At 40.8% G+C, this 19,624-nt stretch carries 21 protein-coding genes and 1 tRNA gene; 11 read left to right on the plus strand and 11 right to left on the minus strand.

Annotated features, from left to right (window positions below; genetic code table 11):
• Positions 1-798 (plus strand): phosphotransferase, encoded by a 798-nt coding sequence (locus ACFI4Z_RS12240; protein ID WP_462670823.1) that lies wholly within the window; start codon positions 1-3, stop codon positions 796-798.
• Between the two features lie 19 nt (positions 799-817).
• Here the strand turns inward: ACFI4Z_RS12240 and ACFI4Z_RS12245 are convergent, their stop codons facing one another.
• Positions 818-1,000 carry a hypothetical protein gene (locus tag ACFI4Z_RS12245; RefSeq protein WP_058560327.1) on the minus strand — a complete coding sequence of 61 codons (183 nt, stop codon included), beginning with the start codon at positions 998-1,000 and terminating at the stop codon, positions 818-820.
• A gap of 249 nt (positions 1,001-1,249) precedes the next feature.
• Here ACFI4Z_RS12245 and ACFI4Z_RS12250 point away from each other — a divergent pair.
• Positions 1,250-1,324, plus strand: a tRNA-Arg gene (locus ACFI4Z_RS12250).
• Positions 1,325-1,394: 70 nt separating this feature from the next.
• Positions 1,395-1,619, plus strand: a complete 225-nt coding sequence (locus ACFI4Z_RS12255) for a Rho-binding antiterminator (protein ID WP_135473344.1) — start codon at positions 1,395-1,397, stop codon at positions 1,617-1,619.
• On the opposite strand, the gene ACFI4Z_RS12260 is transcribed toward ACFI4Z_RS12255, so the two are convergent.
• A complete protein-coding gene (locus tag ACFI4Z_RS12260; RefSeq protein ID WP_462670824.1) occupies positions 1,597-2,568 on the minus strand; it encodes a zinc transporter ZntB in 972 nt (323 codons plus the stop codon). The two genes, ACFI4Z_RS12255 and ACFI4Z_RS12260, sit on opposite strands and share 23 nt — an antisense overlap.
• 149 nt (positions 2,569-2,717) lie before the next feature.
• On the opposite strand from ACFI4Z_RS12260, the gene ACFI4Z_RS12265 reads away from it, so the two are divergent.
• From ACFI4Z_RS12265 to ACFI4Z_RS12275, 3 genes are read left to right on the plus strand one after another with little or no spacing between them, the layout of a single operon-like run.
• The gene (locus ACFI4Z_RS12265) at positions 2,718-3,146 is read left to right on the plus strand and encodes an ATP-dependent zinc protease family protein (protein ID WP_099296207.1); all 429 of its coding nucleotides are present in this window, start codon (positions 2,718-2,720) and stop codon (positions 3,144-3,146) included.
• A 10-nt stretch (positions 3,147-3,156) separates the two neighbouring features.
• Positions 3,157-4,062 carry a 30S ribosomal protein S6--L-glutamate ligase gene (gene rimK, locus ACFI4Z_RS12270; RefSeq protein ID WP_462670825.1) on the plus strand — a complete coding sequence of 302 codons (906 nt, stop codon included), beginning with the start codon at positions 3,157-3,159 and terminating at the stop codon, positions 4,060-4,062.
• A complete protein-coding gene (locus ACFI4Z_RS12275) occupies positions 4,049-5,107 on the plus strand; it encodes a succinylglutamate desuccinylase/aspartoacylase family protein (protein ID WP_462670826.1) in 1,059 nt (352 codons plus the stop codon). The genes rimK and ACFI4Z_RS12275 overlap by 14 nt, the downstream gene beginning before the upstream one ends.
• A 56-nt stretch (positions 5,108-5,163) precedes the next feature.
• Here the strand turns inward: ACFI4Z_RS12275 and ACFI4Z_RS12280 are convergent, their stop codons facing one another.
• From ACFI4Z_RS12280 to recQ, 4 genes are all read right to left on the minus strand, one after another.
• The gene (locus ACFI4Z_RS12280) at positions 5,164-5,703 is read right to left on the minus strand and encodes a mechanosensitive ion channel domain-containing protein (RefSeq protein ID WP_099296259.1); all 540 of its coding nucleotides are present in this window, start codon (positions 5,701-5,703) and stop codon (positions 5,164-5,166) included.
• A 77-nt stretch (positions 5,704-5,780) separates the two neighbouring features.
• A complete protein-coding gene (locus ACFI4Z_RS12285; RefSeq protein ID WP_462670871.1) occupies positions 5,781-7,442 on the minus strand; it encodes a POTRA domain-containing protein in 1,662 nt (553 codons plus the stop codon).
• Between the two features lie 109 nt (positions 7,443-7,551).
• The gene (locus ACFI4Z_RS12290; protein ID WP_462670827.1) at positions 7,552-7,851 is read right to left on the minus strand and encodes a DUF3630 family protein; all 300 of its coding nucleotides are present in this window, start codon (positions 7,849-7,851) and stop codon (positions 7,552-7,554) included.
• A gap of 14 nt (positions 7,852-7,865) precedes the next feature.
• The gene (gene recQ / locus ACFI4Z_RS12295; protein WP_462670828.1) at positions 7,866-9,689 is read right to left on the minus strand and encodes a DNA helicase RecQ; all 1,824 of its coding nucleotides are present in this window, start codon (positions 9,687-9,689) and stop codon (positions 7,866-7,868) included.
• Between the two features lie 109 nt (positions 9,690-9,798).
• On the opposite strand from recQ, the gene ACFI4Z_RS12300 reads away from it, so the two are divergent.
• Complete coding sequence (locus ACFI4Z_RS12300) at positions 9,799-10,254, plus strand: thioesterase family protein (RefSeq protein WP_462670829.1); 456 nt, start codon at positions 9,799-9,801, stop codon at positions 10,252-10,254.
• A 52-nt stretch (positions 10,255-10,306) separates the two neighbouring features.
• Positions 10,307-11,230: an EamA family transporter RarD gene (gene rarD, locus ACFI4Z_RS12305; RefSeq protein WP_462670830.1), complete on the plus strand. Its 924-nt coding sequence runs from the start codon at positions 10,307-10,309 to the stop codon at positions 11,228-11,230.
• On the opposite strand, the gene ACFI4Z_RS12310 is transcribed toward rarD, so the two are convergent.
• Positions 11,227-12,462, minus strand: coding sequence for a diguanylate cyclase (locus tag ACFI4Z_RS12310; protein ID WP_462670831.1), 1,236 nt, complete (start codon positions 12,460-12,462; stop codon positions 11,227-11,229). The genes rarD and ACFI4Z_RS12310 overlap by 4 nt on opposite strands.
• A 114-nt stretch (positions 12,463-12,576) precedes the next feature.
• A complete protein-coding gene (locus tag ACFI4Z_RS12315; RefSeq protein WP_462670832.1) occupies positions 12,577-12,951 on the minus strand; it encodes a MaoP family protein in 375 nt (124 codons plus the stop codon).
• A 91-nt stretch (positions 12,952-13,042) separates the two neighbouring features.
• On the opposite strand from ACFI4Z_RS12315, the gene ACFI4Z_RS12320 reads away from it, so the two are divergent.
• Together ACFI4Z_RS12320 and ACFI4Z_RS12325 are read left to right on the plus strand one after the other, a co-directional pair.
• Entirely contained in the window at positions 13,043-13,903 is an 861-nt protein-coding gene (locus tag ACFI4Z_RS12320; RefSeq protein WP_394193658.1) for a LysR family transcriptional regulator, read from the plus strand.
• Positions 13,904-14,059: 156 nt separating this feature from the next.
• On the plus strand, positions 14,060-14,989 hold the full coding sequence (locus tag ACFI4Z_RS12325; RefSeq protein ID WP_462670833.1) for a porin: 930 nt from the start codon (positions 14,060-14,062) through the stop codon (positions 14,987-14,989).
• 70 nt (positions 14,990-15,059) lie between these two features.
• On the opposite strand, the gene recG is transcribed toward ACFI4Z_RS12325, so the two are convergent.
• The 3 genes from recG to asnC form a co-directional block, all read right to left on the minus strand.
• Positions 15,060-17,141: an ATP-dependent DNA helicase RecG gene (gene recG, locus ACFI4Z_RS12330; RefSeq protein WP_462670834.1), complete on the minus strand. Its 2,082-nt coding sequence runs from the start codon at positions 17,139-17,141 to the stop codon at positions 15,060-15,062.
• A 61-nt stretch (positions 17,142-17,202) separates the two neighbouring features.
• Positions 17,203-17,889, minus strand: a complete 687-nt coding sequence (gene trmH / locus ACFI4Z_RS12335; protein ID WP_462670835.1) for a tRNA (guanosine(18)-2'-O)-methyltransferase TrmH — start codon at positions 17,887-17,889, stop codon at positions 17,203-17,205.
• Between the two features lie 54 nt (positions 17,890-17,943).
• Entirely contained in the window at positions 17,944-18,402 is a 459-nt protein-coding gene (asnC, locus tag ACFI4Z_RS12340) for a transcriptional regulator AsnC (protein WP_462670836.1), read from the minus strand.
• A 189-nt stretch (positions 18,403-18,591) separates the two neighbouring features.
• Here asnC and asnA point away from each other — a divergent pair, with 189 nt between their 5' ends.
• On the plus strand, positions 18,592-19,587 hold the full coding sequence (gene asnA, locus ACFI4Z_RS12345; RefSeq protein WP_462670837.1) for an aspartate--ammonia ligase: 996 nt from the start codon (positions 18,592-18,594) through the stop codon (positions 19,585-19,587).
• Positions 19,588-19,624 lie beyond the last annotated feature (37 nt).

The raw sequence follows: 19,624 nt of genomic DNA on the forward strand, positions 1-19,624 counted from the left end.
ATGAACTTTGATAAAATCAGTGCAATATTTAGTGTTTTTGATGCTCAGTTAGTCATTACCCATAGTGAACGCTTACATAGTGGTTTAAGCAACGATAATTTCCTCGTTCGCACATCAAGCCGTGGCTACTTGCTCAAGTGTTACCGTGAACACTGGCCTGCAGTCGGTTTAAAGGCTCAAAATAAATGTGCTGTGTTTGGCGTGTGTTCAACTCCTCTATGGATTGATCAGGCACAACGCATAGCTATATTCGAATACATAGAGGGTTCAACTGCGCAAAGTGGGTTGGATCAGCAGCTAATTAGTAAGTTAGTACACCTTCATCAGTACTCAGTGCTGACTGAACCAATGGATATTAAGTGCGAGCTTGATTATTATCAAAGCACAGCACTTTATCAATTTTATCAGCGTGATATCGTTCAAGCGTTAGCAAGGATAAAAGCTTTTAAGTGTGATCGTGGGTTTTGTCATAATGATCTGGTTAAAGAAAATATCATAGAGAATGACACTGGCATGTATTTAATTGATTTTGAATACGCCAAAAGCAATGACGTGTACTTTGATCTGGCTGCATTAGCTGTGAGCTTTAAATTAAATCAAAAGCAAAAAATAGAGTTACTTAATGTTTATCAAAACAAGCGCTCAAAAAGCTCTGAGTTTTATCACTCTATAGACAAGCTAGTATGCTATGAAGTGGTTTTTTTAGTGTTGTGTATATGTTGGTACAGCGCACGCAATGTTGATGGTAAAGTAACGACTTTACGTGCGCAATTGGATGACTTGATAAGTAAAGTGTAAGTGCCGTCTTTACTGTGAATTAAAGGCCACCAAAGCGTGCAGCTAACTCTTTGTATTTCGCTACTTCTTCAGCATCAAACTGTGGCTCTCCATTGGCATCTTCAGACTTTGCAATTAATAGGCTCTCTCTGGCTAAGCGTTTGACGCGCTCAACTTTAACCCCTAAAAACTCGGCGACTTGCTCTGTCGACATTAAACTCATAACTCTACTTCCTCGTGGTTAACTATTTCGAAAAGCGGTTTTGAACCGTACAGATGTTACAAAATAGTTATTAATTTTTATCAAGTATAATTTAATAGCTGTTTTTTGTCTTCTTGTGAAGTAAATTATTATAATTAGTGTATTAAATGAGCATATAAGCAACAGACGCTAGCATTTAGCCCAAGATGTCTTTATTATTGCCCGTGCTAAAGCATCGATATCGCGAGTCGGTGTGGCGGCAACAAATGTGCTCTCGTGGTGAAATGGATATCACGTGGCTCTCCGGAAGCTAAGTTGCAGGTTCGATTCCTGCCGAGAGCGCCATTTGCTTTTCTTATATATCAAATCCCACTTACTTTGTTACACTTCAATTTTTATCCTTTTGAGATCAGTTATGCATTATCGGCCTATTAAGTGTGGTGATTACGATCAACTTGAGCTGTTCTGTATGCAGCAAGCTAAGGTTACAATTATCACCACTGACGATGAAACTCTAATTGGTAAAGCGATTAACCTTGAAAACCATAAAGGTCAGGGGGAGTTTTTGCTGATTTGCTGTGAAGAACAAGGCGAACATAAAGTCCGCCTTGATAAAATTAAAGCCATTTCTTACTTTTAAAATAAACGCCTATACCGCTTGTTAGCACAATTAAAAATATCACAAATGCGCTAAACGCGTACGGGCTATCAGTGCCTGGGATCCCTCCAACGTTAACGCCGAGTAGGCCAGTTAAAAAGCCTAGCGGTAAGAATAATGCCGCAACAACAGACATTACATACATGCGTTGATTAAGCTGCTCAGACACATGGTTAGTGATTGTTTGCTGTATAACCTGGGCACGCTCAATCGCACTGTCTAATTCCTCAAGGTATCTTATCAGCAAGTTAGTCGTTTCATTTAGCTTGGCTTTATCCGTTTCTTCTAACCATGTGAAACGGTTACTAGCAAGCGAGCTTAAAGCTTCCTTTTGTGGTCGTAAATACCTTTTTAAAGCAATAGTTTGCCTGCGTAGCTGTGATAGGCCTTGATTATCAAAGCGCTTTGTCGGTTCGTCAATCTCGCCTTCAAAAATATCTAAAGTATCGTCAAGTTCATCAATCACACTTTGCATTCGAGAAGTTAAGCTTTGTGTTAAATGACACACTAATTCAGAAATATTGCACGGGCCATCATTTTGCAGCAATGAATCCAATACATTTTGTACTGATAGCAGGCGACGCCTACGAGTAGTAATCACAATATCATCATTAATAAATAGACGAAGTGATACCATATCTTCAGGGCTTTGTGCTGGATTGAGATTTACCCCGCGTAAAAAGAGCATTGAGCCTTTGGCTGCTTTGCTTAGTCGGGGCCTAGTTTCATCAGCAATAAAAGACTCTAATTCATAGTCACTCAACAGCTCGATGTTTTTTAGCCAGTTAACAGCTTGATCTTGTGAGTAATCTAAATGCAGCCATAGTTTCCCTTGTTCAGGTTGCCAATTAGCAAGAGTGCTACTAGTGTCTAGTGTGCACGCACCGCCTTTGCCATCGAGTAGCACCGCATGAAGTAAGCCATCGAACATAAGTTTGTCTCTACTTTTAATAAGGGCGCTATAGTTGTCTAATCTTTAATCTAGGTCAATTAAAGTTTCTTATCGATAAGAGTAATTTATTTCGTTGGTGTTTATTTGGTAATCGCGTATAAGTCATTTTTTTATTAAAGGGCGCATTTATGACGGCAAAAATTACAGTTGGTTGGCGTGAGTGGTTAAGCTTACCTGAGCTTGGTATAAATAAAATAAAAGCAAAGGTGGATACTGGCGCCCGCACGTCATGCATACATGCTATTAATATTGAAGAATTTAAACGTGATGAGCAGCAGTGGGTTCGTTTTATTGCTCAGCCTATACAGGGTAATGAACACACTCAAATAGAGTGTGAAGCAAAAGTAAAAAAGATGAAATACGTGACCAGCTCCAGTGGAGAGCGCCAGTTACGTTATTTTATTGAGACCATGCTCCACGCAGGAGGCGAGAGCTGGCCTATTGAAGTGACATTAACTCGTCGCTCAAGTATGAAGTTTAGAATGTTGTTAGGGCGTACCGCCATGGAAAATCGCATAGTCGTTGATCCGGCTTTATCTCATTTATTAGGTAGTTAAGGTTTTAACTATGAAAATTGGTATTTTATCTCGCAATAAAAATTTGTATTCAACACGTCGTTTAATTGAGGCCGCTACAGAGCGAGGCCATGAAGTTAAAGTGATTGATGCACTACGCTGCTATATGAACATTAACTCAGAGCAACCTGAAATTCATTATCGCGGTGAAAACTTAAAAGACTTCGATGCGATTGTGCCACGTATTGGCGCATCAGTTACGTTTTATGGTTGTGCTGTTTTGCGTCAGTTTGAAATGATGAATGTTTTCCCAGTAAATGAATCTGTGGCAATTTCTCGTTCACGTGACAAGTTACGCTCATTACAGCTTTTATCTCGTAAAGGTGTAGGCATGCCTGTTACAGGCTTTGCGAGTAAGCCTGATGATGTTAAAGACTTACTTGAAATGGTTGGTGGCGCGCCTGTTGTGATTAAGTTACTAGAGGGCACTCAAGGTATTGGTGTGGTGCTTGCCGAAACACGTAAAGCGGCTGAAAGTGTTATTGAAGCCTTTATGGGCTTAAAAGCGAATATTATGGTTCAAGAGTACATAAAAGAGGCTGGTGGTGCTGATATTCGTTGTTTTGTTTTAGGTGACAAAGTAATTGCAGCTATGAAGCGCCAAGCACAAGAGGGTGAGTTTCGTTCAAACCTTCACCGCGGTGGTAGCGCAACATTAGTACGTATTTCCCCTGAGGAACGTAAAACAGCGGTGGCTGCTGCTAAAGCAATGGGCTTGAATGTAGCCGGTGTTGACTTACTGCGCTCATCTCGCGGACCATTAGTGATGGAAGTGAATTCATCACCAGGCCTTGAAGGTATTGAAGTGGCAACAGGTAAAGATATTGCAGGTATGGTGATCGATTTTATTGAGAAAGCCGCTGCGACTAAGGGAACAGCAACACGTGGCAAAGGTTAAAATTAATAGCGCCTTCTCTTTATTAGGCGAAACGGTCGGAGTAGGAGAGCGCAAGACGCTGGCACTAGAGGCCGCAAAGCTTTATACCCACTCGCCGTTGAATATCCCAATTGAAGTGGTTAATGGTGTACAAGAAGGTCCAGTATTGATGGTGTGCGCTGCTATACATGGTGATGAACTCAATGGTGTGGAAGTGGTTCGGCAGCTGCTTGCTAAAATTGATGCCAGTCAGTTGCGCGGAACACTTATTGCGGTGCCAATTGTGAATGTGTTTGGCTTTATTCATAAGTCACGTTATTTACCTGATCGACGAGACATGAACCGCAGCTTTCCTGGTTCTATTCGCGGCTCGTTAGCAGGGCGCATGGCACATATGTTCTTCTCACAGGTAGCTGTTCATTGCACACATATTATTGATTTGCATACAGGGGCAATACACCGCACTAATTTGCCACAGATCAGGGCTAACCTTAGTGATGAGGCGACAGCTGAAATGGCTAAAGCATTTGGTACACCCGCTGTGATTGATGCATCGCTTCGTAATGGGTCATTACGCAGTGAAGCGGCGAATTTAGGTATTCCTGTTATTACCTATGAGGCTGGTGAAGCGCTTAGGTTTGATCCCATTGCCATTGCAGCAGGTATGCAGGGGGTTGATTATGTAATGCGTCACTTAAAAATGATTCGAGGAAAACGCGCTAAAAAGTTACCAGAGCCGATTATCGCAAGTTCTACCAGTTGGGTGCGTGCTGAGGTTGACGGTATTGTACGTGCGCAAGTATCACTGGGTGAGCGAGTTGTTAAAGGCCAGATTTTGGCCTATATCAGCAGTCCGCTAGGTGATTCTGAATTAGAGTTACTAGCACCTCGCAGCGGAATTATTATTGGTCAGCAAACAATGCCATTAGTAAATGAAGGGGATGCGGTGTTCCATATTGCTTATTTTGCCCATGCAAATAGCTTAGTTGAACAGCAGCTAGAAACCTTTATTGATGGTATTAATGAAATAGATGACGAATTAAAAACAGCCGATTTAAATAATTAATTTTTTAATTTGCTATAAAAGGCGTTTGTTGGCTGACTGACAAGCGCCTTTTAAGTTTAGGGCTTTTTAGGGCCTAAGATTCTTTTTATTGCGGCGGGCTTTGTCGGCTTGGGCTCTTTGTTTAAAACCATGACAGGGCGCGTTACAAATAGGTTATTAGGATAAATAACACGGTGACCATCGATGTGCTCTAGCACAACATTCATTAGGCCCATTTCAATAATGCGTCCTTCAACAAAATTAGCGCCGTCAATCACTCTTATCCAATAACCAACACGGCAGTCATTTTGTATGAACATCAATAAAAACGAGGTTAAATTACTTAGCAACGACCAAGCTGCAAATAAAGCAACGCCAAGCATTGCAAATAATGAAGAGCCTAGTACTAACAAGCCTCTTAGTTCAATGCCCCAAAATACCAATACTAAACAAATCATCACAATCGCTAAGATTATTTTTAGTAGTAGCTCTGCACGGTATTTACGGTGTACATCGACTTTACCTTTTATGGTTTTTTCGAGTAGTTTTTTGGTGAACTTTAATAGCAAAGGGAAGGCTAATAAGGCAACTAGGGTTACCACCCATTTATATTGCATGCTAAGAATATCAAGTAATTCCACGGCCAGTCCATGTCTGCTTTATTTAAAGTGTATTTTAGTCATTTTAGCAGCCTTTAAAAGGTATTTTTAACAGTAACTAACCACTGAATTGAATCTACATCATTACTTTTATTAAGAGGGGCAGCTATGTCTAAGTGGATCACTGTGCCTGCATTAGCTCGACTCGGTGCTAGCCTAAGACCCACGCCAGCATTTTTTAAAATCTGACCGTTGGCGCCATTATTTTTATCGTCAAACCAAGCGCGACCAATGTCAAAAAAGGCAGCACCCCCGACCTTAAATAATTGCAGTAAGTCGTATTCCCAGTAATAGCGCTTTTCAAGATTGATTAAAAAACTACGATCGCCTTGCTGATAATTAAGTGGGTAACCACGAAGGCCGTTGTCCCCGCCTAAATTAAGCTGTTTATCGTGTGTCAGGTTTTTTGCGTAATCGAGACGTACTTTAGCGTACCAAGATTGTTCTAAACTAGTGTTTAAGTAATATTGTATTTGGCTGGTGGCAAACAGGTTTTCGACTTTGCTTTGTTGTTCGTTCCAGTAACCGTCTAGGCTAGCATAAAATCGCCATAGGGTGTTGTCACCACTAAAGTGAGCCTTTTTAGCATTAAATGAATAAACGGCGCGGCTATCATCGTCACTTATTTCTTCGCTAGAGTAACCAACTAGGCCTTTCACATTCCAGCCGAGATTTAAATCTTCAGTACGGTAAATGCTGTCAAAATTGCGAACTTTAATATAGTGATCTTCAAACCAGTGGCCGCTAACATAGGGGTAGCTTAAGTCACGACTCTGGGCAAGTGGTATATTAGTAGCAGGTATATTTTTAAATGAGTGTTCTTCGAATATGTAGCCAACACTTAAACGTTGCGTCCAACTATTACCTAATTGCTTAGAATGACCAAAGTGCAATTGGTTGTAATCAGTTCTTTGTTCAAACTCACTAAATACTTCACCACGTTTATAGAGAGACTCAATACGTTGGTCTGAATAGCTGACAAGACCATAGCTATAAGGTGTATCAATTGAATAAAAGGGGTAGGTCAACTCTAATAGATGACGCTTTCCATCGTCGTTATCTGAATACTCTACACGACCACGGTAGCGACTAGAAAAAATATTAGGGTCGTCATACACAAATAAATAGCCATCGCGATCCGCGTCACTGGTGCGAGAGACTGACAGGCGCTTACCCCAACCAAATAAATTAGACTCTCGAAAACCTATACTGGATTTATTCTCCCCGCCACTGCGACTGAAGCTTATTTCTGGCAGTAAGGTCCATAAGTCACGGGTAGTAACGTTGACATTTATATTGCCATCACAGTCAAGCTCAGCACTAATATCTGCATCGTATAAGTAATTTTTCTTGCGTAAAAGGCGTTCGGATTCTGAGAGCTTTCTAGGAAGGTATTCATCACCAGGTTTAAATAACAATAAATTAGTAATGACATCAGGCTCAGTGGTTATATGAACGCGATTGGCGAATCTAAAAATAGCGTTATTTTCTTCTTCTAAGTTGGTATTAAATACATTGAGTTGATTCAGAGTGACTTTAGCTATTTTTGAACCGGTGGTTTTTTTTGGAAGTTGTTCCTCACCACTAAGTTGGCGTCTTAGGTTTTGTTCTGATGGAGTGATGGTGCGTTGATTGCTACAACTGTTACTATCAAACTGCTCAGCGAGAGCCATAGGGCTGTATAAGCCAATACTCATGCAGCTTAGCAATATTGCTTTGTAATAACTATTTACGACCATTTAAATCCTAGAACATGAATTAGTTAGTATGTGTACACTACACACTAACTAATTATGTATGTCTAGATCATTGTTGTAGTTGAGTCATAAAATACAGTGTTAATGCTGCAAGTAAATGCTCAGCTCCTGCTCCTTCACCGTTAATCCAAATACTATTGCTGTAGTGTTCAAAATTTAAATTAAAGTTGTGTTGTTCATAATTGAAACGTAGTTGGTGGCGGTCAGCACCCGCTTCAAATTCAGTAATAGTAATAAGTGGAAAGTGCAGAAATAAGTTAGCCCAAAGCTCAAAATCTTCGTCGTTTGGCATTTCTGTTGGTGAAATGACAATGGCGTTATGCTTATTATCAAGTTGAAAATCTATCATGGTGTTACCGTCATTTAGGGAGTGGCTAAGTAATTACGTATTGCAGTTAAAAATGGACTGCCGTATTTATTGAGCTTAGTAAAACCAACCCCTGAGACTTTTAAAAATTCGCTGTCGTTGGTTGGCATAAGCTGAGCCATTTCTGCCAGTGTTTTATCATTAAAGACAACATAAGGTGGTACATCATCATCATCAGCGAGCTGCTTACGCAAGGCGCGTAACTTAGCGAATAATTTTTTGTCGTAATTAAATTGCGCCAGCTTATCTTGATATACGTGTTTAGCTTGGAGTCGTGGTTCAGCCATCTGTAAGCTGTACTCACTTTTTAAGACAGCACGTGCTCCTTCCGTTAAGCGTAACGTTGAGCCTTGAGTTATGTCCTGGCTAAGTAGGCCTTGATGAATCAATTGGCGTAAAATACTCAGCCAAAATTCACTACTGTGCTCTTTACCAATACCATAAGTACTCAATTGGTGATGATTATTATCCCTAATTCGGCTGGTATTCGCGCCTCGTAGGAGTTCTACTACGTAACCTAAGCCAAATCGTTGCTCAGCTCGATAGACACATGAAAGAGCTTGCTGCGCAACTAAAGTACCATCGAAGCTCTTGGGTGGATTTAAGCAGATATCACAGTTACCGCAGGGTTCGCGTTGATATTCACTGAAATAGTTAAGCAGTATTTGTCTACGACATGTTTGTGCTTCGGCAAAGCTTGCCATGGCATTGAAGCGCTGCTCTTCAACGCGACGCCGTTGCTCATCTTCAATATCTTCAAAAAAGCGTCTGACGCGGCCTATATCGGCTGGGTCAAAATACATGATTGCTTCAGCTGCGAGCCCGTCACGTCCTGCTCTTCCTGTTTCTTGATAATATGCTTCTATACTTTTGGGTATGTCATAGTGCAGTACAAAGCGCACATTGGGTTTGTTAATTCCCATGCCAAATGCCACAGTCGCAACTACAATTTGTATATCATCACGGGCAAAGCCTGTTTGTACGAACTGGCGTTGTTCGTTACTCATGCCAGCATGATAAGCAGCTGCATTTAAACCAGCATCGGCAAGCTTTTCAGCGATATCATCAACACGTTTACGGCTAGTGCAATAGATAATGCCACTTTGATTTTGTTGTTCTTTTAAGTAGCGTAGTAGTTGCGCCAGTGGTTTAAATTTTTCTTCAATGGTGTAGCGAATATTAGGTCTATCAAAACTGCCTGTGTGGATGTAAGGTGTTTGCAGCCCAAGCTGTTGCACAATATCGAACCGAGTTGCCTTGTCTGCTGTCGCCGTTAAAGCCATCATTGGTACATGCGCAAAATGCTGTTTTAGTTCACTTAAACGGCAATAGTGGGGTCTAAAGTCATGCCCCCAATGCGATACACAGTGCGCTTCATCAATAGCAAATAAACTGATATTTAAGTGGCTCAATCGCTCTAAAAACTCTCTTTGCAACACTTTTTCCGGCGCTACATACAGTAATTTTATTTGGCCACTATGTAACTGTTGGTATATCTGTTGTTGCTCATCACGATTTAGGCTGTTGTTTATATACGCAGCCTTTACTCCGAGAGCTTGCAATTGAGTGACTTGATCTTGCATGAGGGAGATTAAAGGTGAAATCACGACTGTGAGGCCACTCAAAGCTAAGGCCGGTACTTGATAGCACACAGACTTGCCTCCGCCAGTTGGAAGCAGTACAAGCGAGTCCTTGCCATCAAGTGCAGCATTAATCACGGCTTCTTGGCCGTCTCGGAATTCGCTATAACCAAATACTTGCTTTAGTATGGCTGCGGGAGTGCGCACTAAGGCGCTTGAAGTAGGGGCTAGTGTATTCATCGCGGTTATTTTAGAGCTTTTAAGCGACCTTGCATAGGAGCTTTTTATCGCGCTTTCTTTTTAGTTGTGCTTTACTCATCTTACCAGTTTGCAATAGTGAAAAATAACAATGAATAAAACCATGCTAACCAATCAAGTTGCCCATATTTTTGTTGAGCAAATGCCGTTTAACCAATTTTTACAAATTAGTGTTAAATCACTTAATGCAGAGCAAGCACAGATAACCTTTCCTTGGCAGGATGTATTTATTGGTAATCCTTCGCAAAAAATACTGCATGGTGGTGTTATCTCAGCCGTGCTTGACAATGTTGGCGGCATGCTTGCTGCGGCTTCTATTATTGATAAGCTTGAAACGGTTGATGTAATCAGTATTCAAAAACAGCTATCAACACTCGGCACCATTGATTTAAGAACTGACTATTTGCGACCAGGTAAAGGAGCTGAGTTTACAGCCAGTGCTACGTTGATTCGCTCAGGAAATAAAGTGTGTGTTTGCCGAATGGAGTTACACAATGAATTGGGTGTGCAAATTGCCTTTGGTACAGGGACTTATTTAGTTGGATAAAACATTGCTTGAAGAGTAAACTAGCCGCCTTTTCAATGCTTAGAGTGAATTTATGCCAACTAATCCTGAACAACGTAAGGGCGTTATATTAGCCTGTATGGCCTTTTTTATGTGGGGCTTGGCACCCATTTACTTTAAGTTATTGCAGCATATTTCGGCATTTGAAATACTCATGCATCGTGTTGTGTGGTCTGTGTTGTTCATTATCGTTATTGTATCGGTAATGCAACAATGGCGTAAAATAAAACATGTGATTGTGCAACCTAAGCTGCTCCTTATGTTGGTGCTAACTGCGACCTTACTTGGGTTTAACTGGGGGTTGTTTATTTGGGCTGTCAATAACGACCATATGCTTGATGCAAGCTTAGGCTACTATATTAACCCGTTGCTCAATGTGTTGCTTGGCATGGTATTTTTAGGTGAGAAATTACGAAAGTGGCAAGGCATTGCGGTGGCATTAGCGTTTAGTGGCGTAGTTATTCAGCTGGTGAGCTTTGGCTCTTTTCCTGTGGTGGCATTTTCTCTTGCTGGCTCATTTGCTATTTATGGCTTGTTGCGTAAAAAGCTACCAATAGAATCTTTACCAGGGTTATTGTTAGAAGCGGTTATTTTACTGCCAATTGCGTTAATATATTGGTGGTTTATGGCTCCTACATCGAGCTCTAACTTAATGTTAAATGAGTGGTATACCAACTTATTATTAATTAGTGCAGGTGTTGTAACTACCCTGCCTTTACTTTGCTTCACCGGGGCTGCTAAGCGTTTACAATACACGACACTGGGCTTTTTTCAGTACATAGGGCCTAGTCTAATGTTTATTCTTGCTGTGATATTCTATGGTGAAGTATTTAGTAATGAACGCATGGTGACGTTTGCATGTATCTGGAGTGCGCTGGCTATTTTTAGTTGGGATTCATATCGTCAATCACAAAAGCGCAAGCGTGCAGCGGTTCCTGCGCCTGTGAGGCCTGTCTAGGCGATAACTTTATTACGGCCCGACTCTTTTGCTTTGTAAAGATTAATGTCGGCCTGTTTCAATAGGTTATCTAGTTTGTAAACAGGCCCTTGGAAATAGCCAACAGAAATCGTAAACTTAATCTTTTCGGTGCTAAATTTAGGGCTGTTTAACTCAATGAATTGTCTAAACTTCTCAAGTAGCGCTGTTGCTTCTGATTTTGCTGTGTCTGCAAAGTAAACGGCAAATTCTTCCCCGCCTAAACGGGCTACCAGCTGATTTTCAAAGTGTTTAGCAAAACAAACAGCTAAACCTTTAAGTACCTCATCGCCAGCATCGTGACCATAAGTGTCGTTAATTGATTTAAAATGGTCAATATCTATCATGGCAAGTGAGGTTACTTCTTCTTGCTTTTTTAGGTGCTTTAACGACTTATTTGCTTCTTCAAAAAAGTAACGGCGATTAGGGAGCTTAGTCAAATAGTCTGAGTTCGCTTGAAGACGAATGGTGGCTATGTTTTCCAGCATGTCGACGTTTTGGCTTAACCGACAATAAAACTCTTCATTGTTAAATGGTTTTCGTAAATAGTCATTCGCCCCACTTTTTAAAAAACGTGCCGACAAGTGTTGAGCATCTGAACCGGAAATGCCAATGATAGCTTTTTCATCATTGCTATAGAGCCTGCGAATTTCACTGCATAGTTCATCACCATTCATATTTGGCATTTCGTTATCAGTAATGATCACATCAATATCGGGAGTTTGAGAAAGCACTTGTAATGCTTGCTCACCACTGTCTGCTTGGAGTACTTGGTATTTATGCCGTTTAAGCAAACTCAATATATGACGCCTTGTTGATGAGGAATCATCAACAACCAATACTTTTATATTTTCGTTTCTAGGTAAACGTAACAGTTGTTTTGAGAGGTATTGGTATGCTTGCTTATTTTCTTTGGTGATGTAATCAATAATGGGATACTTTTCAACAGTATCTCGCGTGGCAGAATCTAAACTGCCAGTCATAACAATTGTGGGGATTTCTGCACCGACAGTGCATGGCACGGCTTCGCCATTTTGGGCATCTGGCAATATAAAATCGACCACAGCACAAAAGTACTTGTTATTTTCAATGCATTCTTTTGCTTGCGCAAGTGAGCCTGCAATATCAACATCATAGCCTGCCTTCAGTGCAATGTGTTTTTGAACCATTGCAATGGTAGGCGTATCTTCAATAATTAGAATTTTTCGTGTCACGTATCACCCTGATACTAATTTACTTAAGCAATAACAGCTGCTAGTACAAGTTGTAACTGGTAAAACACAAAAAAGCAAATTACATTACGATATTATTCAAGAAACTGACAGGGTTTAAGCCCCGTCAGATTCAAAATAATATGTTTGACTTTGCGGCACAGGGGCTGACATTTTTGATCGCCCAAACAAGGTATGAAACTTGGTTTTACAGGTTGTTAATTTTAAGTATTTTAGCCATGCTCTTTCAATGGTATTACTAACAGCAGACTCGCCATTGATGACATTTAAAAATTGTTCTTGAATTTCATTTTGCGGTGCAAGAGATTTGTTGTATAACCCATTAAGAATAATTCCATGTTGCTCTAGGATGCTTGCTTCAAGTAATGTGAAATTTCCACTGCGGCTAAATCCCCGAGGGAAGTTTTTGTCATCATAGAACTGACGTTGACTTACAAATGCTTGGCGAAGTACTGAAATATCATTGCTCATGGCTGTTTCCTCATGCCTTAATTTCATGCTGGAGTATGGAACAAGTTGCGTGATTTTTTAAGCGAGAAATTTTTATCGTGAGGATAAATAATTGGATATCGATTTATTAAAAACGTTTGTAGAAGTTGTACGGACAAGACATTTTGGCAAAGCTGCCGAAAATTTATATATAACACAGTCAGCAGTCAGTTTTCGAATACGTCAGCTTGAGCAAGGATTGGGTGTAAATTTATTTATTCGTCAGCGCAACAATATTCAGCTAACGGCCCCAGGTGAGCGATTATTACCTCATGCGCAAATGATTATTACGGGTATGCAGCGCGCGAAAGTGGACGTTGCATTAGCTGATAATATGCATAAACAAGTAAGCTTAGCTGGAACCCCTAATATTTGGGATGCTTTTTTACAGTTTGGTATTACCAATATAGTTTCAGCTATGCCCGGTGTTTCACTGGTTGCTGAAGTGAAAGCGCAACAAGAAAGCACGCGACTACTACTCGAACGGACACTGGATTTAGCTATTTTATTTGATCCGCCAAAAGTAGATGAGCTGGTGGTTGAGCGTATTTGCGAGCTTCCTATTATTCCGGTTAGTGCTTATGAAGCAGCTGCAAACGAAAATTTTTTTGATAACAAATATGTTTATGTTGACTGGGGGACTACGTTTTCACTGTGGCACGCTCGCCAGTTTAATGGCCGCACACCACCTTTCTTTAGAACAAGTACAGGAAGAATCGCGTTAGATTTAATTTTGCAATGTGGTGGAAGTGCGTTTATACCTGATGTATTGGTAAAAAACTACATCGAAGCGGGTGAATTATTTGAAGTTCCTGATGTTGAACATACTTCAAGGGATATTTTTGTTGCTTACCATAAAGATAATGAACAAAAACAATTGCTTGAAAAGCTAGTGAATTTGCTAATTGAGTTAGGGCCAAAGTTAGGTCAGTAGCTTAACGAGTAACTATGACATTTACATGTCGATAATTGTTCTTTTTTATTAAACAAATGAGGCAGAAATATTTCCGTTGTAATAATTCTGTCATTAAATGCGGGCAAACTGCAGCTGTTTTGAAAATTAGTTTGTTGCGATTATGAGGTTGTTAATATGAAATTTGTAAAATCTAGTCTGTTGCTAACAGTATTGGGTGCTTTATCTTTTTCTGCATCAGCAGATGTTGACGTCTACGGTAAAGCGAACGTTACAGTTCAATCTTCAGATGATGGTGAAGGTTCATTCACTGAAATTAAAAGTAATAGCTCTCGTTTTGGCCTTAAAGGATCTGAAAGCTTAACTAACGGCCTTGAAGCTGTTTATAAATTTGAGTTTGGTGTAGATGTATCTGATGCCGATTCAAAAGGTGATAAAGATAACATTACTTCTCGCAACCAATATGTAGGTATTAAAGGTGGCTTTGGTCAAGTGGTTATTGGCCGAAATGACACTGCCACGAAGCAGTCGCAGGGCAAAATTGATTTATTTAACGACCTAGAAGCCGATCTTAAAAATTTATTTAAAGGCGAAAACCGTGTTGGAGATAGCATCTCTTACGCGTCAAATGACCTTAATGGTTTTAAAGTGCTTGCCTCTTATATCGCAGAAGATTCAAGTGATGGTGATAATGGTTACTCAGTGGCCTTAACCTACGGCGATGCAGGTCTTAAGAAAAGCGATGTTTATGCATCAGTCGCCGCTGACAGTGAAGTGAAAGGTTATGATGTTGTTCGTGCAACTGTTCAAGGTAAGTTGGGCGACTTTAAACTAGGTGCAATGTACCAAACACAAGAAAAGGTTGATGGCAGCAGTGAAGCTGATGGCTACTTGTTAAATGCAGCATACAAGCTAAACAGTAATACTTTCAAAGTACAGTATCAAGTTATCGACTTTGATCAGGGTGATACTAAAACAGCTGTTTCAGCAGGTGTTGACCATAAACTAACTAAAAACACCAAAGTATTCGGTTTCTACTCTAACTTCGATATGGATAGTTTAGTAGACCAAGATTACATGGGTGTTGGTATTGAATACAAATTCTAAACTATCGTAATCTTAAATAGTTGATAATAAACCCAGCAGAGTTGCTGGGTTTTTTTGCTTAAAAGTATCGCTAAGCTAGCGCGTAATCTGATTTTCCTGCCAACCAGCGGTGAATTAATTTATCTACTAGGTTAGGGTGTGTTCTAAGTAACTCTGAGGCGATTGGTCTTACTTGATTTAAGATATACTTATCACGGCTTAAATCGGCAATTTTAAACTCAGCTAACCCTGTTTGCTTAGTACCGAGCACTTCACCTGGGCCCCTTATCTCTAGATCTCGCTCAGCAATAATAAAGCCATCATTACTATCACGAAGTACGGCTAAACGTTTTTGCGCGGTTGCCGAAAGTGGTGCATGGTAAAGCAGTACACAGTGGGAGGCGGTGGCTCCACGACCAACACGTCCGCGTAATTGATGTAACTGAGCAAGCCCCAAACGCTCTGGGTTTTCAATAATAATTAAACTGGCATTGGGTACATCGACACCAACCTCTATCACAGTTGTTGCAACTAACACATGGATATTACCGGCTTTAAAGTCGCTCATGATGGCTTGTTTTTCAGCTGGCTTCATTCTGCCATGAACAAGGCCCACAGTGAGCTCAGGCAGTGCTTGAGTCAGCTGTAAGGCTGAGTCTTCAGCCGCTTGACACTGAAGCACCTCAGATTCATCTATTAACGTGCATACCCAATAGACCTGCCTCCTTTGCTCTGTGCAGGCAGTTTTAACCCTTTGGATAATTTCTTCACGCCTGAGATCGGGCAAAGCTACAGTTGTTATTGGAGTCCTGCCAGGGGGAAGCTCATCAATAATTGAAGTTTCTAAATCGGCATAGGCCGTCATTGCTAAAGTTCGAGGTATTGGGGTGGCAGTCATGACCAACTGATGTGGATAGCAGTCCCCAAATCGACCTTTTTCTCTTAGCGATAATCGTTGATGAACGCCAAAGCGATGCTGTTCATCAATGATTATAAGGACGAGGTTATTAAAAACGACTTGTTCTTGAAATAGAGCGTGAGTACCTACAATCATTTGAGCTTCGCCCGAGGCTATTTGCTCAAGTGTGGTTGCTCGTTCTTTGCCTTTGGTTTTTCCACCGAGCCATGCTGTTTTTATTCCTAGAGCAGAAAACCACTGTGAAAATGTGATGCCATGTTGCTCAGACAGTATTTCTGTTGGTGCCATTAGCGCGACTTGGTAGCCCTGTGCTATTGCTGTTAAGGCACTTAGTGCGGCAACTAAGGTTTTACCCGAGCCTACATCACCCTGTACTAAACGCATCATTGGATAAGGGTGCTGTAAATCATGCTTAATTTCGTTCACCACTTTGCTTTGAGCATTCGTAGGTGCAAATGGGAGTTGCGAAAGAAAGTCTTTCTCCAGCGTATTCGACGGAGTTAATTCGACGGCTTTAACTTGCTGACCTTGCTGGCGTAATTTTAATAAACTGAGGTTTTGTGCAACCAATTCTTCAAAAATAAGCCGTTGTTGCGCAGGGTGTGAGCCAAGCTCTAACGCGGCGACATCGACATCATTGCTAGGTCGGTGAAGTATATGCAAGGCTTGGGTTAGCCCCATACCACCATGTTGAAATTGTGTGGGCAATAACTCTTCAACCTGATATTTATCTAATAGCGCAATGGCTTGATCGCTTAATGCTCTAATTGAAAGTTGTTTTAACCCTTCGGTGGTTGAATATACGGGGGTCAGTGTGCTGGCGGTAGGTTGCTCTGCGGGTGAGTCGCTGATGCTATATTCTGGGTGGGTCATTTCAAAGCCAACACGGCCACGACGTACCTCACCAAAACATCGAATGATTTTCCCTGCATCCATGGCATTTTTTTGTGCCGCGCTAAAGTTAAAAAACCTGAGTGTAAGTCTGCCAGTCCCATCGTTAACTTGGCAGACTAGCATACGACGTTTGCCAAATGTGATTTGGCTAGTCTCTATCGTGGCTTCAATACTCACATGGCTGTGAGCTTGTAATTCATTTATTGCATATATTCGCGTGCGATCTTCATAGCGAAGAGGCAAGTGAAAGAGCATATCTTGTACAGTGATAATGCCTAATTTTTTTAGGCGTTCAGCCATTTTTGGCCCAACACCTTTTAGTTCGGTTATCGGAAATCGACTTAAATCGGGCTTTGACAAAATAGGCTCAACACTTTAATTTTTAGATTGTTTTTGAGTTTACGTGCGATTAGGCAAGGCATCAAGTGTGTTTTAGTGTCTGCCAAAAAATCTCATCAGCCACAATTTCTCCGTTTTCATCAAGTGCAGGGTATGGCAGGGTTTTTTCTTTGCATTTTTGTGCAATGATGGGGTGGCAGCCTTCAAATAGCATGGTGTGTTTTATGCGTTCATCTAACATATCGCGATCATATAAACCGGCCTTTAGGCGCTGGTGTTGTGCTTCAAATAGAATCAATGCTGCGGCTACTGATACGTTTAGTGATTGCGCCATTCCCTGCATTGGAATAATGATATTTTTATCTGCATGAGCCAGCGCTTTAGGTGATATCCCTGTTTTCTCCTGCCCCACGATAATGGCTGTTGGTTTTGTATAATCAATATCGCGGTAATCTACGGCATCTGGAGATAGGTTTGTGGCAAGGATTTGTACATCAGGATTATGCTTATGCATTGTTGCTACCGCATTATCAATATCTTTATGTAGATGCGTTTCAATCCAGTTTTTACTGCCGCCAGAAGTGTTGTTGGTAAGCCATTTTTGATTTTCAGGCCATACGGCATGAACATGATGGCAGCCAACGGCGTCAGCGCTACGTACAATCGCTGATAAATTATGATGCTTGTGCACATCCTCTAAACACACAGTTAAATCTGTTTGGCGACGGTCCAGTACATTTTTAACTCGGTGAAAGCGTGTGTTTTCCATCATTTACCTTTTCTATAATCTTTAAAGTAGCGTGATTATACGCCAATTAGGTCTTCAAGGCATTACGCTGCGGCTAATCGGGTTTTGAAGTGATATAAGGGTTTCCGTTGATTGAATTGCTTCAATTGCTTGAATCTTATTAATCAGTACATCTTGTAAGTGTTCAATTGAACGAGTCATTACTTTAATAAAAATACTATAGTTACCTGTGGTGTAATAGGCTTCGACTACCTCTTCAAGCTCTTTTAACAGCAGCAAGGTTTGCGGGTAATCGCGGGCATTATTTAGGTTAATACCAATAAAGCAACAAACGTCATAACCCAGTTGCTTGGCATCAATGGTTACTTGCGTGCCGGTAATGATACCTGCTTGCTTCATTTTTTCTACGCGCACATGAATTGTGCCGGCACTGACAGCAAAGCGTTTAGCTAATTCTGCATAGGGGGCGCGTGCATTATCCATTAATGCGTGAAGTATCTGTTTATCGAGATTATCGATTTGATAATTTTCCATATAATTTGGGGTCTTAAATTATTTAATCTTTATTTTTTATACCACTATTTTAACTAAAGTTATATGTTCAAGTTGTTTTTGTTGTGGGTTATTGAGTTTTTTTGCTAAATGATTAAGGATTGTTTTATTGAGATTTGTCGCGGCGACAAAATAAGCAAGTAACAATAACTGGGAATGAGGCCAATTATTATGAGTTCACACTATGTGCAGCAACAGCAGCAAATATGTAAAGTTAAACAATTTTTTTCACAGCAACTGGAAACACAGCTTGGATTAGTTGAAGTTCAGGCACCAATTTTGGCAAAAGTAGGTGATGGGATTCAAGATAACTTAAGCGGTACTGAAAATGCAGTTAGTGTGAGCGTTAAAGCGATTCCTGGCAGTCAGTTTGAAGTAGTGCACTCACTAGCAAAATGGAAGCGAAAAACGTTGGCTCAATATGGCTTTGCTGTCGGAGAAGGGTTGTATACCCACATGAAAGCACTGCGCCCTGATGAGGAATCTTTGAGTCCAATTCATTCTGTATATGTTGATCAATGGGATTGGGAAAAAGTAATTTGTGCAAGCTCAGAGCGCTCCCTCGATAAATTAAAACAGACAGTTAAATCACTCTATCAAGGCTTAAAAGCTACGGAAAAGTTTGTTGCTGATGAATTTGGCATCAGCGGTTTTCTACCAGCAGACATTACCTTTATTCACTCTGAGCAGCTACGCCAAATGTACCCTGATTTCACTGCAAAACAACGAGAAAAAGCCATAGCTCAAGAGTACGGGGCGGTCTTTTTAATTGGTATTGGAGGTCAACTTGGTGATGCAAAAATACATGATGTGCGTGCACCAGATTACGATGATTGGTCTAGCGTGACATGTGAGCAATACAGCGGCCTAAATGGTGATATTATCGTATGGAACCCTGTGCTTGAAGATGCGTTTGAGATTTCATCAATGGGTATTCGCGTTGATGCCGAGGCCCTTGTAAAACAACTTGAGATTACCGCAGATCAAGCAAGGTTAGAATTTGATTGGCACAAGCAACTTTTGGCAAATGAATTTCCACAAACAATTGGTGGTGGAATTGGCCAATCACGTTTAGCAATGCTGCTTTTACAAAAACCGCATATAGGCCAGGTTCAAGTAGGGGTTTGGAATGAGCAACTTAAACAAGAAGTCGCTGATATTCTATAGTGCCTAAATAGTTCAACTTGAACTCTGGTTAAGATAT

The sequence above is a fragment of the Pseudoalteromonas sp. RWi3 genome, assembly GCF_054960735.1.